The organism is Gemmatimonadota bacterium, from assembly GCA_026705765.1.
Taxonomy (GTDB): domain Bacteria; phylum Latescibacterota; class UBA2968; order UBA2968; family UBA2968; genus VXRD01.
On the sequence record JAPPAB010000086.1, the window covers coordinates 1 to 13,538 of the forward strand.

Here is a 13,538-nt window from a genome sequence, read left to right on the forward strand (position 1 = left end):
ATTGTGATTGTGCAAACCCAGGACAATGCCCTTTTGTTGTCCGTACTCCGCGACCTCCTGCATACAGGGCATCATGCGATCCCACACCTGCTCTTCAGGCTCGTCATTGCGATTCCACGCCGCAAAAATCCGCACGAGTGGCACACCCATAAACTCTGCAACATCGACCCAGTGCTTAACACTATCTATCACCTCCTGCAACTCTTCCTGGGGCCTGCCAAAATCATTGCTCACACCGAGATACGAAATCACCAGACCGCGCCTGAGACAGCGCATGCGAATATCCCGCAAATACGCCGGGTCTTCAGACTCAAACGCACGCGTGTGAATATCAATTCCATCCAGACGCAAATCATAAGCCTTGTCGATAAACCCTGCCATATCAATCTCGCCAGCAGTGAACTGATCTTTGTAACTCAGAGACATACAACCCAATTTCATCATGGTTAATATCCTTTCTTAAAAACGGGCGGGTTCGAAACCCGACCCTACATTTTTATCTGCGACCATCTGCGGCATCTGCGGATCATTTTTTCACTTCACTCAGCGCATCGAGCAATCGCGCCACATCATCGCTACCATTGTACAAATGCGTGGAAACGCGCACCCGCCCAAACTCGCCCCAGCAAAAAACATTGCGCTCTTCGAGGCGATTGACCATCTCGCGGCCATCCTCACACGCAAAGCAGGTATTGCCCGACCGCGCTTCCCGGTTATCGGGCGAAATAACCTCATAGCCCAACTTCGCAAGCCCTCGGGACACCAGTTCGGACAAATCGCGCGCGTGGTTCTCAATCTTCTCAGGACCAATATCTAAAATCACACCCAGCGCGTGATCCAGGTGCATAATCACCTGCATAGCCGGATTTCCGGGTTCGAGCTTTTCCGGCATCGGTTGCTCGGCAACCTCGGGATCGCGCTCGGCGGTTTGTTCGGGCCACACTTTGAGATTGTGCCAGCCAAAACACGTCGATGCGACCTGCTCTTCCGCCCGTTCGCTCAAATAACAAGGCGCCGTACCGTGCGTTGCCAAAAGCCATTTGTAACTGCTGCTCACCGTGAGATCTGTCAACTGCGCTGGCACGCGCAAAACACCCGAAGAATGCGTGGCATCAACGGCGAATAACGCGCCTTTTTCCCCTGCGCCCTCAGAGAGTTGCGCCAAATTCAAACACTGCCCCGTGTAAAACCCCACATGGCTGACAGCGAGAACGCGCGTGCGGGAATCAACAGCGTCGAGGAGATCCGCTTCGCGCACCCGCCACTGTTTATGCGGCACCAGACGAACCTCAACACCCCTGGATCGCAGATGCTTCCACGCATACGCCACAGAGGGAAACTCGAGATTATTGGTCACGACATTATCGCCGGGCTGCCAGTCCAACCCCCGCGAAAACCAGCCCATGCCCTCGGCAGCAGAAGGCATAAACGCAATGCGATTGGCCGGCACATTCCAGAGCTGCCCCATGCGCTGGCGACAGCGTTCTCCCCTATCGTAAATTTTATCGCGGCCCTTGTGCGATCCACCCTTAAATCTGGCAAAATCGGCATATACCTCGGCTTGACTTTTGAGCCACGGGGACTCACCCCCCGTACACAGGTGGGCCATGCCTTCAATACCTTCAAAAGCCTCTGGTGAAAGAAGAGGTGTAATTGTCAAAAGAACTCCTTTCTTTATTCGGGATATAGATCAACAAACAGACCATCTCCCAATATAGTCTTTATATCTCATTCATCCACAAATAAAATAAGGGTCGTGAAGTCACGACCCTTGAATAATACACACAATATTAATGGCGACCCCGAGGGGAATCGAACCCCCGTTGCCGGGATGAAAACCCGGTGTCCTAACCACTGAACGACGGGGTCGCCTCATAGATAGGGAAATATATACAAAACCCAAAAACGAAGCAAGGCGAAATAGAAAAAATAAAATTCTCGCGTCTTGACAAAATCACACTCACGCTATACACTATATTTTTTGCAAAACAACAATAGAAAGGACGCACTGTGGCAAAATTCAACATCTTGCTCTTTGAACCCGTACACCCCTGTGGACAAGATCACCTTCTCAAAAACGACTGCGAAATCCTCTGGGCAAAAGGATTTGAACCCGATCAAATCATCGCCTCGGTCAAAGACGCAGACGGCATTCTCGCACGCGCACGCGGCATCATTGACGGACCAGTAATGGATCGGGCACCGCGCCTCAAAGTCATAGGTCGCCACGGCATCGGCGTCGATAACATCGACGTTGACGCCGCCACCGAGCGCGGTATCTACGTCGTCAACACACCCGGCGCCCCCGTAGAAGCCGTCGCCGAATATATCGCCATGTCATTCATTGCCCTGCCGCGCCAAATTGGTCAAGCCGATACCGCGACCCGCTCTGGCGACTGGGCACTCCGAGACCGCGTACACGCCCCCGAATTAATCGGCAAAACCCTGGGCATTATCGGCTTTGGTCGCATAGGCCGTCGCCTTGCGGAAATTTGCTCCCTCGGCTTCAGAATGAACGTCATCTACACCGACGAATTCCCCGCATCCGCAGAAGAAGAAAACCGGCTGAATGTGCGCCGCGTAGAATTGGACGACCTCCTCTCTGCCTCGGACTATATCAGCCTCAACGTCCCCCTCCTCGACAGCACGCATCACCTCATCAATACCGATACACTCGCCCGCATGCAACCCCACGCCATTATCGCCAATTGCAGCCGCGGTCCGGTTATCGACGAACAGGCACTCGTAACCGCACTGAAAAACAAACAAATTGGCGGTGCAATCATCGACGTCTTTGAAAGTGAACCCGCAACACCAGACAATCCCCTGTGCGAACTCGACAACGTGCTCCTATCGCCCCATTATTCCGGACACTCGGCTGAATCAATACAAAAAATGGCAATGGTCGCAGCGGACATCGTACGCGTTATCAACGGACAGCAACCCGAATTTCCCGTCAACGATCCGTCCTGAAGGATTTAATCATGCGATATATCATGCTCGGCAGTGGTGCGGTGCGGGACAACCCGAATCGCGGCGGACCATCGCAATTATTGCAAATCGGCAATGAAAACTGGATGTTTGACTGCGGTCGGTCAGCGTGTACAAACCTGGCGCGCGCAGGTGTGAATTGCGAAGATATAGATCGACTATTCTTGACCCACCTGCACTTTGATCACATCGTCGATGTTCCCTATCTCGTATTTGTGGGATGGGTGAAAGTACGCAAAAAGCCCCTTCAAATTTATGGTCCTGTCGGAACAAAACACTTTGTATCGCATGTAATTCGTCCACCCTTTGAGCAGGATATTCAAAGTCGAATTGGGCATGGAAAAGACGACAGTGTACTCGATCCCGAAGTTACTGAGATTGGGGCAAAAGGCGAATTTTTATCCACGGACGACTTTCAATTATCCGCAACATTCACAGACCACGGCGGCATCCCCACGCTCGTCTATCGCATCGATACCAGAAATCACCGCGTCGTAATTACGGGCGACGGGAATCCCGATGCGGAATTCCCGGCATTCTGCCAAAATGCCGACTTGCTATCCATAGAATGTTCGGGCACCGCTGAATTTTTAGCGACCCAACCCTGGGGATCGTGGCATATTACACCGCCAGAAATCGCAGAAATCGCAACTGAAGCCAATGTCAAGCGCGTGATGATCAAACATCTGGTAATCGAAGACATCACGGGTGATCTACAAGCCGTACATCGCATGGGCGACCAGATTCGCCAAAAATACGGCGGCGAAGTCGTGGTAGGCGAAGATGGATTAGTCGTCGAAATTGGATAAATTTATGAAAGAGAGGACTCAAATGATTCTTACAGGACACCGGGGAGCAGCAGAACTTGAACCTGAAAATACGTTACTATCTATGCAAAAAGCAATAGATCTCGGCGTCGATCAGATCGAGCTTGACGTACACCTCACACGCGATCAGCACCTCGTCGTCATTCACGATACCACCGTGGATCGAACGACCGATGGACAGGGCGCGGTCGCCGACTTGACGTTAGCGGAAGTTAAGCAGTTAGACGCTGGCAAAGGAGAACGCATTCCAACACTACAGGAAGTGATAGACCTGGTGCGCGGGAAAGTGGTTCTTCAGATTGAACTGAAAGGACCCGACACCGCCGAGCCAGTCGTCCGGACGGTTGAGCAAAATAATATAGAAAGCGAGGTACTTCTGACCTCATTTGTCCATGAGCGGCTACGCGAAGCGCGTCAGCTTAATCCGAGTCTGCCACTGGGTGCATTGTGGTCTAATCCACCATCTGATGCGTGTGAACAGGCTGTCGATATGGGAGCGGTAGGGATACACATCCTCCATCCAAATATCGACGCCCAGCTCGTACAGAAAGCCCATGCACACGGTCTCCTGATCCGCGCCTGGAACCCCGACACGGTTGAAGAGATACAGCGTGTTATCGATCTGGGGGTTGACGCCATCGGTTCGAATCGTCCAGATCTGTTAATCGCACTTGGACGCCCATCGTGAAACTTTATATGATGCCAAATCGTCCACAATTTCAAACAAAACACAATATTTGGCTCTGATCCTCGTATTTTGTTTATATTTTCCGGAGATTTTTCTAAAGGAATAGAAATGCGTTATTCTCAATTACTGACACAAACGCTGCGCGAGGTGCCCGCAGATGCAGAAGCCATCAGCCACCAGTTGGCTTTGCGCGCGGGACTCATTCGCTCTCTGGCATCGGGAATCTTTAGCTTCTTGCCGCTGGGATTGCGCGTGAAGCGGAAAATCGAACAAATTTTGCGCGAAGAAATGGAACGCGCAGATTGCTTTGAAATCTCGATGCCCGTAGTGCAACCCGCAGAAATCTGGCGAGAGAGTGGACGGTGGGACGATGTGGGCCAGGAAATGATGCGCATGAAAGACCGCGCAGACCGCGACATGTGTTTGGCAATGACGCACGAAGAAGCCGTAACCGACCTGGCGCGTCACATGGTACAGAGTTACCGACAATTGCCCTTAAGCGCGTTTCAGCTTCAGACCAAATTCCGCGACGAGCCGCGCAGCCGCGGTGGATTGATTCGCGTACGCGAATTTACGATGAAAGACGGGTATAGCTTTCACATCGATCAGGCGAGTTTAGATGCGTATTACCCGCGCATGCACGAGGCATATCAGCGGATATTTGAGCGCGCGGGATTGGGCGACCACGTCATCTCAGTAGAAAGCGACCCGGGAATGATGGGCGGAACAGAAGCGCATGAATTTATATACTTAAACCCGGGCGGCGAAGACACCCTGCTCTTATGCGATGCCTGCGGTTATCAGGCCAATCGACAGGTAGCGACATATAAACGGGAAGCCATTGAAACGGAAAGTGAAAAACCCCTGCAAAAAGTGGCGACTCCCAATTGCAAAACCATTGAAGAAGTCGCGTCGTTTTTGAACGTACCGCAGAGCGAAACAGCCAAAGCCGTATTTTTAATCGGCACAATAAGCGGCGAAGAAAAATTCATTTTTGCCGTATTGCGCGGCGATCGCGAACTGAATGAAACCAAACTCGCCAATGTGGTAAAGGCGCAGGCATTGCGACCAGCAACCGATGAGGAAATCACAGCAGTTGGCGCAGTCCCCGGATATGCGTCGCCAATGGCCGTGAAAAATGCAATCGTAGTCGTAGATGAAGCCATCGCAAAAGGGACAAATTTTGTATCGGGCGCAAATGAGGAAGGATATCACTACTTAAATGTCAACGTGGGACGCGATTTTGATCCCGACATCGTCACAGACCTCATCGCCGTAGAAAAAGGCATGCCCTGTCCAGTATGCGAAACCCCGCTCGACAGCACGCGCGGCATTGAAGTGGGCAATATCTTCAAGCTCGGCACAAAGTACAGCGACAGCATGGGTGCGAAGGTCCTGGATGAAAACGGCAAAATGCAGCCCCTCTTCATGGGATGTTACGGCATTGGCGTGGGCCGATTATTGGCGTGTATTATCGAAGCCCATCACGATGACCACGGCATTATCTGGCCGATATCGGTCGCGCCCTTTGAGGTGCAAATCGTAGTCCTGACGGGTCGGAAACCCGCAGGAGAACTGGAAGCCGCTGAGAAATTGTACGGGCAACTAAAGAGCGCAGGACTGGATGTCTTGCTCGACGACCGCGATGAACGCGCAGGCGTAAAATTCAACGATGCGGATTTAATCGGCATACCAATACGCTTGACCGTGGGATCGCGCGGCCTGGCAAATGGACAGATAGAGATGAAATTGCGACATGAAAATGACCGCACAGATGTGCCTCTGGATCAGGTAGTAGAACGTGTAAAGTGTGAAGTAAAAAGTATGAAGTGTGAAGACTAATAACTAACAACCCAAAAGGTCTTAAAATGGCAACAACTGAAGACGCACCAACGGATTTTATCCGTGAAATTGTTCGCGAAGACGTAAAAAATGGCAAACACAAAAAAATCGTAACCCGCTTTCCCCCAGAGCCAAATGGCTATCTGCACATCGGTCATGCCAAGGCTTTTTGTCTGGACTTTGGTCTCGCCGAGGAATTTGACGGCCAGTGCAATCTCCGGTTTGACGACACCAACCCGGACAGGGAAGACACCGAATACGTCGAGTCTATCCAGGAAGATTTGAAATGGATGGGCTTTGATTGGGGCGACGGATTGCACTTTGCCTCTGACTATTTTGATCAACTCTACGATTATGCAGTGGAACTCATTATGCAGGGAAAAGCCTATGTCTGCGACTTGAGTCCACAGGAGATACGCGATTACCGCGGGACAGTAACAGAGCCGGGGAAAAACAGCCCCTATCGCAATCGCACCGCGTCGGAAAATCTCGATCTGTTTGAGCGAATGAAAAATGGAGACTACCCTGATGGCGCGTGTACATTGCGCGCAAAAGCCGACATGGCATCGCCAAATATGAACATGCGCGATCCCGTCATGTATCGGATCAAACACACATCGCACCATCGCACAGGCGACAAATGGTGTATTTATCCGATGTACGATTGGGCACACGGGCAATCCGACGCCATAGAGCAAGTCACGCACTCGCTGTGCAGCATCGAATTTGCAGAACACCGCCCCCTGTACGATTGGTACATCCAGCAATTAGAGATATTCCCATCGCAGCAAATCGAATTTGCGCGGTTGAATATCACCTACACATTGACCAGCAAGCGCATGTTGACCCAACTGGTCGAACGCGGTCTCGTAAACGGGTGGAATGACCCGCGCATGCCCACGCTTTCGGGCATGAGACGGCGCGGGATACCGCCTCAAGCCATTAAGAATTTTATCTGGCGCGTGGGAATGAACCGGCGGGATACAACCGCAGAAATAGATTTGTTTGAATTCTATATTCGCGAACACCTGAACAAAGTCGCCCCCCGGGTAATGGGCGTGATTGACCCCTTAAAAGTGGTCATTGAAAACTATCCCGAAGACGAAGAAGAGACATTTGAAGCGATGATCAATCCCGAAGACCCCGATGCCGGCACACGCCCCGTGCCCTTTTCCCGGGAATTGTACATCGAGCGGGAAGATTTTATGGAAGATCCCCCGCGCAAATTTTACCGCCTTGCGCCCGGACGAGAGGTACGACTGCGCGCGGCGTGTTATATCACCTGCCAGGAAGCAATAAAAGATGACGACGGCAATGTGGTCGAACTCCGCTGCACCTGGGACCCAGAAAGCCGCGGCGGCACAACACCCGATAAACGCCGGGTGCGCTCGACATTGCACTGGGTATCTGCCAAACACGCACTGGAGACCGAAGTGCGATTATTTGATCGACTGTTCATGACGGAAAACCCCATCCGAACTGAAGAGGGACAGGACTTCACAGACAACTTAAACCCCGACTCACTCGAAATACGTCCCACCTGTTATGTCGAGCCAAGCCTGAAAGGGGCAGAAGTTGGCAGCGTGGTCCAATTCGAACGCCTGGGCTATTTCTGTGTCGATCCAGACTCATCAGATGAAAAGCTCGTATTAAATCGAACGATTACTCTGCGCGACACATGGGCGAGAGTGAGAGGAAAAAAATAAAAAGAAAGTTGCCAGTAATCGGCTAAAAATTTATATTTAGCCCTCGACATAGTATTGCCCCTTCGTCTAATGGCAAGACACTGGATTTTGGTTCCAGGTATCGGGGTTCGAATCCCTGAGGGGCAACCAATTTTTTTAAGGTCGTAAGTTTTTGCTGTCAATGAACAGCACTTACGGCCTTTTGTTTTTCTCTGCATCAACAGAGACATCATCGCGGCAGGGTTTAAGCCGCAATCCAGGGAACAATTCTTTCACCACACCGCTCATCCATCGCTCAAAATATACACTTTTTCCGCCAACGCCTGCACTCCTCTACCTCTGCCCCAACAGGTAATCCTCAAATTCAAGTTGTGAACAACTGCACAATACAGCATATCAAAGGCATAATGAGGTGCCTGAACTTCGTTTGAGCCTCTTTTATCGCTCAATTCTGTGATAATTGCATTGTTGGCCTGATATTTGCTTGAGTTCTGACTGTTGCGTCTGTCCAAAGTACGATCAACCATCAGACCTGAGGCATCTCTTATGGCAGACATTGAAACCATACCCAGGCCGAAATTGCATTAGAAATCTATTTTCTCTATACTTATATTAGGGAAGTAAAAAGGCACAACAGAATGGCGGAGAAAACAGAAGAAGAAAGGGTGTCGATTTGGAGCACTGGAGACACAGAAAGAACATGGCTGATAGCTTTAGCAGTACTGTTCTTTGTCTCTTCTCTATCACTGGTCCTTTGGTACAATTGGAGCAAAATTACTGAACCTGATTACGATGCAATTATTACGGTAATCAGTATTATAGGATCCATAGGTCTCTCTGCTATCACTTTAGCATTCTTCATTATAGAGGGGGTAAATCTCATGATCGTCCCAGTTCAAAAAATCCGTGCTGAGACTGAAAGATATCTTGAAAAACGCTTCCAGGATGGGCAGAGAAAAGGACATGAGGAAACCATTGCTATCGTTAAAAAAATGCATCCGGATATTGACATAGAAGCCATACGCGCTGCCTTAGAAGATCAAAATGGGAATACAACAAACGGTCAGTGAGTATAAAACACTTTACGTGGTCGAACAGTATCAACTACTGTTGTATATAATTTTTAAAATAAAAGGGTTACGACAAATTGCCGCAACCCCTTATTATTGGTCGAGGTGGAGGGATTTGAACCCCCGGCCCCCTGCTCCCAAAGCAGGTGCTCTACCGGACTGAGCCACACCTCGTTTCTGTTATCTGAAAATTACGGGATTAAAGAAATATTGTCAACAGAAAGAATCCGATACTATCGCGTCCCGGCCATAATCGCCTCTGCCAATTCCATCGTCTTAATCGCCTCATCTAAATTTGCCGCGGGAAGTGCGACAGGACGATCTTCTTTCACACAATCGATAAAAAATCGGTTCTGTTCGTCTGTCCCCGATCCATCCCCACTCAACGCCCTTTTCTCGCCATCGCAAAAAACCTCTCCGCGCGACACGCCCTCCAGATAAGCCGAAATCTCGTGCCCGTGAATCTCATAACGCTCCAGCCTGGCATTGGTCGTATAATTATGAATAAGCTGTGCGACAACGCCATTTTCAAACACGACGAGAGCCGCGTGTACATCCCGATAACCGGACATGGACCGCTGCACCACACTATGAACCTCAGAAACATCTGCACCTGCCAAAAAGCGGACCGTATCAATGGCGTGAATCGGCGTCTCAAAAAGCATACAATCCATCAGCACCTCGGCAAACTTGCCCGAATTTCCCAAATCCGTGATACTCTTGTGGAACTCCCCCACCAATTGCGTCACAGGCCCGCGGTCCAGCACCAGATTTCGCGCCTCGACAATAATCGGATGAAATCGCCGATTCCATCCCACCATGGCCTTCGCGCCCGTTTCGTCCGATGCAGCTTTTAGCGCCTCGGTCTCTTCCAGGCTCAAGCCTGGAGGTTTCTCCAAAAAAGTATTGACCCCCGCCTCCAGACACGGCAATGCAAGCGTGGCATTTAAGTGTGCAGGCGGCGCCACAAAAACCGCATCCAGAGCCTCGCCTTCGAGCAACGCGGAAACATCGCCGTATTGCCCTTCGATCCCGTACTCTTCACACACGGACTCGCGGATCTCCGCAACCGGATCGCAAACCGCTGCGAGATGCACATCTTCAAATTCATTCAAAGACCGGATGTGTCCTCTTCCCCTACCACCACATCCAATCACACCAACGCGCACGCTATCCATCATATCCTCTCATTCTGACCATTCTGCCGGATCAATATCCATCCAATTGCGATCAAATTCGCCCCACTTATTGGGCGCCGTATCAATCTCGTATGTAGCAAAAACCCGATCAATTGCCCGCTTTGTATCCTCATCCAATGTCCACCCCAGAGCACCCATATTGTCTTCTACCTCTTCTGGCCTTCGCGCACCCACCAGTGCCGTACTCACAGCCGGGTGAGACAACACCCAATTCAGCGCCATATGCGGTAGATTTTTGCCCAGCCCCGCGGCGATCTCCTTCAACTCATTCACCGCCCTGACATTGCGCTGAAAAATACCCGGCTCAAACAGGCGCAAAGTCGTATTGCTACCGCCTCTTCTCCGCCAATCATTATCTTCAAAAACCGTATCTTCTGTAAACGCGCCAGCGAGCAAACCATAAGCCAGAGAACCGTACGTCATTATACCCACATTATTTGCTTCGGCGTAGGGAAATGTCCATTTGACATGGCGGCGATCAAACAAATTACACCCGTATTGCAACACATCCACGCGCCGCGCATCCATACACCGCGCGATCTCTGGAGGCGTAAAATTCGACAGCCCCACAAACCGCGTCTTTCCCGCCTGGACAATTTCCTCCAGAGCGCCCATAGTCTCTTCAAAAGGCGTATCGCGGTCGGGCCAATGCACGAGATACACATCGACATAATCCGTATTCAGCATCTCCAAACTCTGCTCAATCGCCCGGTGGACCATTTCTTTGCTGCTATCTCTGCCCTGCTCGTATCCAATGCCGAACTTTGTAACCAGAATCACATCTTGGCGCCTGGGACCCAGCGCGCGCGCAAGTAACCGTTCAGACGCGCCACTGCCATATCCCTGCGCCGTATCAAAACAATTGATCCCCAGATCAATCGCCCGATTGACCGCGGCAACGACCTCAGTGTCATCAATAGACCCATATCCTCCGCCCAATTCCCAGCATCCAAAACCGATTGCCGAAACCTTCAATCCCGTCTGTCCAAACTCGCGATATTCCACAATAACCTCCTTCATTCCCGTTCAAACTTCGGTTGCCTGGGTGCAAAACCGCGATCCATGCGATAGGGACAATTTTTTAACGGCAGATGCACCCGTTTACCCCCTCGCTGGTGCGATTCGACAAAAGCAAAAATCAATTCTTGATTGGCATGTGCCAACCGCACACCGCACCGCGTCGGCTCGCCCGTATCCAGCGCATGTGCCAGGTCTTCAATCAAATGCACCGTCGAACTCGTCGGCTCCACCTCTGGAAAATCTCCATATCCCAGCACATTCCGTCCCCTGTGATCATGTCCGACCACCTCGCGCACCTGCCACCCCGCGCCATTTTGCAAAGCCGTCACAACCCCTGCATCGCCCACAGCTTCAACCTCCAGACCACGTCCGGAATTGAGGGCATAAGCCGTCACGTCATTTTCAAACTGGATAATCCCGTGCCCCGCAGGATCTGCCTTCAAAATATTCCCCTCAATCTCGTCTGCACCCTGCGATAGATGTCCCTGCACCCACAACGCGGGATGGTCGCTATTGAGGCGCATCAACAGATCAAAACTGTGACTTGCACCATTGAAAAGAGAACTCGTCTGGTGAATGATCAGCGACCGCAACCGCCCAATGCGCCCGCTATCAATCACTTCCTTCATGCTGTCATACCCTCTATCCCATCGCCGATTGGTACCCAGATTGAAAAACACACCATTGCGCTCACACGCATCGACCATCGCATCGGCATCCGCCATAGAAGCCGCCATCGCTTTTTCCGCATAAATCGCCTTTGCCCCATGCTCGGCAGCATATACCACAATCTCTGCGCGCTGCTCTGGCTGCGTCGCCACGCTCACAATATCTGGCTCTTCCGTATTGATAAGTTCCCGATAATCCGTGTACTGTCGCGATTTTGGCACCCCATATCGCTCGCCCGCCTGCGCCATCACATCTTCGCGCAGATCCGAACACGCGACCAGATCTGTTCGATCACATGCCTCGTATCCCGCCGCATGGGAATACGCCCGCGTGTGATCCACCTCATTGTCAATAAATGCACCCATCCGACTGCATCCAATCAGTGCTGCGCGATATGTTTTCATGGTCCGCTCCCAATGATGACTTAAACGTGAAAAATGTACAAATCCCGTTCTTCCAAAGGTAGATTAACCCACGAACTCCCCCGACGATGGCTTTCCGCCACAGCAATACATGCCTCTGTGATATGATGGGCAACCTCCACATGTCCCAGCGTTGGACGCCCTTGTTCATAAGCTTCTATCAGATCCTCCAGACACGACACCACATGGCTTTTTGGTTCAACGGGCGCGACCTCTGCATCATCCCATCCCTGGCGTTTGCCCACCAGGCTACCGACTTTTCTGAGCTTTATGCCATCCCCATTGTTAATCGACCGGATGCACCCCTTTGTCCCCATCACCTCAAACTCCCATCCGCCAGCGGGTACCGAACAGGCTTCTATGCCATTTTCAAATCGCAGTTGAAAAGTCGCGCTCGGATCAAAAGCAATGTGATTGTTCTCAATCGCAAAATCTCGCGGCAATAATTCACCGCGCACCGCTTCAATCTTTGGATCGCCCAACAAAAAAGAGAGCGTATCTATAGAGTGGATATGCCCGTGCATCAAAGATGAGGCCGCGTAGTGAATAGCCGCTCTGGGTTCGCCAATCTCACCCGCGGCAATTGCGCGGCGCACGGCGTGATAACTCACGTTAAATCGTCTCAAAACACCCGTATTGAACACAGTACCATTTGCTACCACCGCATCTAAAATCTCATCTGCTCGCGCCACCGAACTCGCCATCGCCTTCTCCACATACAACATCGGCACCCCAGCATTGGCAAGGCTCACGGTTAAATCCGCATGCGAATCGCCTCTGAAATTCGCGTCGGGTGCCTCATTGGCGGGCTTAAACAAACCCGAAGCCGTTGTACACACCGCCACCAGATCGAGCGACTCTCGTGCCACCATCTCCATGTAATCTTCGTAAACAGCCTTCACACCCCATCGCTCGGTAAAATCCGCCCGCTTATCTGCCTGCAAATCGGAGCCGGCGACGAGTTCGAGTTGATCTATCACCCCACAACAGGCCGCAACAGAATACGGTTTGACAGCATGCCCTTCATCGTCAATCGTGCTGCCCATTCGTCCCAATCCAATAATACCCACGCGGTAGGTTTTCAAAATGTGCCTCCTTTAGTTTTCCACCCAGACGCTTGCATTA

12 protein-coding genes and 3 tRNA genes are annotated in these 13,538 nt (G+C 51.2%); 7 read left to right on the top strand and 8 right to left on the bottom strand.

What is annotated here, in order from left to right; translation table 11 throughout:
• From OXH16_10925 to OXH16_10935, 3 genes are all read right to left on the bottom strand, one after another.
• A partial coding sequence (locus OXH16_10925; protein ID MCY3681904.1) for a TIM barrel protein occupies nucleotides 1-444 on the bottom strand: 444 nt, incomplete at its 3' end.
• Between the two features lie 82 nt (nucleotides 445-526).
• Complete coding sequence (locus tag OXH16_10930) at nucleotides 527-1,660, bottom strand: aminotransferase class V-fold PLP-dependent enzyme (GenBank protein ID MCY3681905.1); 1,134 nt, start codon at nucleotides 1,658-1,660, stop codon at nucleotides 527-529.
• Nucleotides 1,661-1,794: 134 nt separating this feature from the next.
• A tRNA-Glu gene (locus OXH16_10935) sits at nucleotides 1,795-1,869 on the bottom strand.
• Between the two features lie 141 nt (nucleotides 1,870-2,010).
• Between OXH16_10935 and OXH16_10940 the strand changes: the two genes are divergently transcribed.
• The 7 genes from OXH16_10940 to OXH16_10970 all read left to right on the top strand — a co-directional run bounded on the left by OXH16_10940 (nucleotide 2,011) and on the right by OXH16_10970 (nucleotide 9,103).
• A complete protein-coding gene (locus OXH16_10940; GenBank protein MCY3681906.1) occupies nucleotides 2,011-2,973 on the top strand; it encodes a hydroxyacid dehydrogenase in 963 nt (320 codons plus the stop codon).
• Nucleotides 2,974-2,984: 11 nt separating this feature from the next.
• On the top strand, nucleotides 2,985-3,800 hold the full coding sequence (locus OXH16_10945) for an MBL fold metallo-hydrolase (GenBank protein ID MCY3681907.1): 816 nt from the start codon (nucleotides 2,985-2,987) through the stop codon (nucleotides 3,798-3,800).
• Nucleotides 3,801-3,804: 4 nt separating this feature from the next.
• On the top strand, nucleotides 3,805-4,506 hold the full coding sequence (locus OXH16_10950; GenBank protein MCY3681908.1) for a glycerophosphodiester phosphodiesterase family protein: 702 nt from the start codon (nucleotides 3,805-3,807) through the stop codon (nucleotides 4,504-4,506).
• A gap of 108 nt (nucleotides 4,507-4,614) precedes the next feature.
• A complete protein-coding gene (locus OXH16_10955) occupies nucleotides 4,615-6,348 on the top strand; it encodes a proline--tRNA ligase (GenBank protein MCY3681909.1) in 1,734 nt (577 codons plus the stop codon).
• 26 nt (nucleotides 6,349-6,374) lie between these two features.
• Complete coding sequence (locus OXH16_10960; GenBank protein MCY3681910.1) at nucleotides 6,375-8,054, top strand: glutamine--tRNA ligase/YqeY domain fusion protein; 1,680 nt, start codon at nucleotides 6,375-6,377, stop codon at nucleotides 8,052-8,054.
• A 55-nt stretch (nucleotides 8,055-8,109) separates the two neighbouring features.
• Nucleotides 8,110-8,183 (top strand) — tRNA-Gln (locus OXH16_10965).
• 488 nt (nucleotides 8,184-8,671) lie between these two features.
• Nucleotides 8,672-9,103: a hypothetical protein gene (locus OXH16_10970; GenBank protein ID MCY3681911.1), complete on the top strand. Its 432-nt coding sequence runs from the start codon at nucleotides 8,672-8,674 to the stop codon at nucleotides 9,101-9,103.
• A gap of 97 nt (nucleotides 9,104-9,200) precedes the next feature.
• Here OXH16_10970 and OXH16_10975 read toward each other — a convergent pair.
• The 5 genes from OXH16_10975 to OXH16_10995 all read right to left on the bottom strand — a co-directional run bounded on the left by OXH16_10975 (nucleotide 9,201) and on the right by OXH16_10995 (nucleotide 13,498).
• Nucleotides 9,201-9,277 (bottom strand) — tRNA-Pro (locus OXH16_10975).
• Between the two features lie 59 nt (nucleotides 9,278-9,336).
• Nucleotides 9,337-10,284 (bottom strand): Gfo/Idh/MocA family oxidoreductase, encoded by a 948-nt coding sequence (locus tag OXH16_10980; GenBank protein MCY3681912.1) that lies wholly within the window; start codon nucleotides 10,282-10,284, stop codon nucleotides 9,337-9,339.
• Between the two features lie 6 nt (nucleotides 10,285-10,290).
• Nucleotides 10,291-11,307, bottom strand: a complete 1,017-nt coding sequence (locus tag OXH16_10985; protein ID MCY3681913.1) for an aldo/keto reductase — start codon at nucleotides 11,305-11,307, stop codon at nucleotides 10,291-10,293.
• 11 nt (nucleotides 11,308-11,318) lie between these two features.
• A complete protein-coding gene (locus OXH16_10990) occupies nucleotides 11,319-12,395 on the bottom strand; it encodes a Gfo/Idh/MocA family oxidoreductase (protein ID MCY3681914.1) in 1,077 nt (358 codons plus the stop codon).
• A gap of 20 nt (nucleotides 12,396-12,415) precedes the next feature.
• Entirely contained in the window at nucleotides 12,416-13,498 is a 1,083-nt protein-coding gene (locus OXH16_10995) for a Gfo/Idh/MocA family oxidoreductase (GenBank protein MCY3681915.1), read from the bottom strand.
• Nucleotides 13,499-13,538 lie beyond the last annotated feature (40 nt).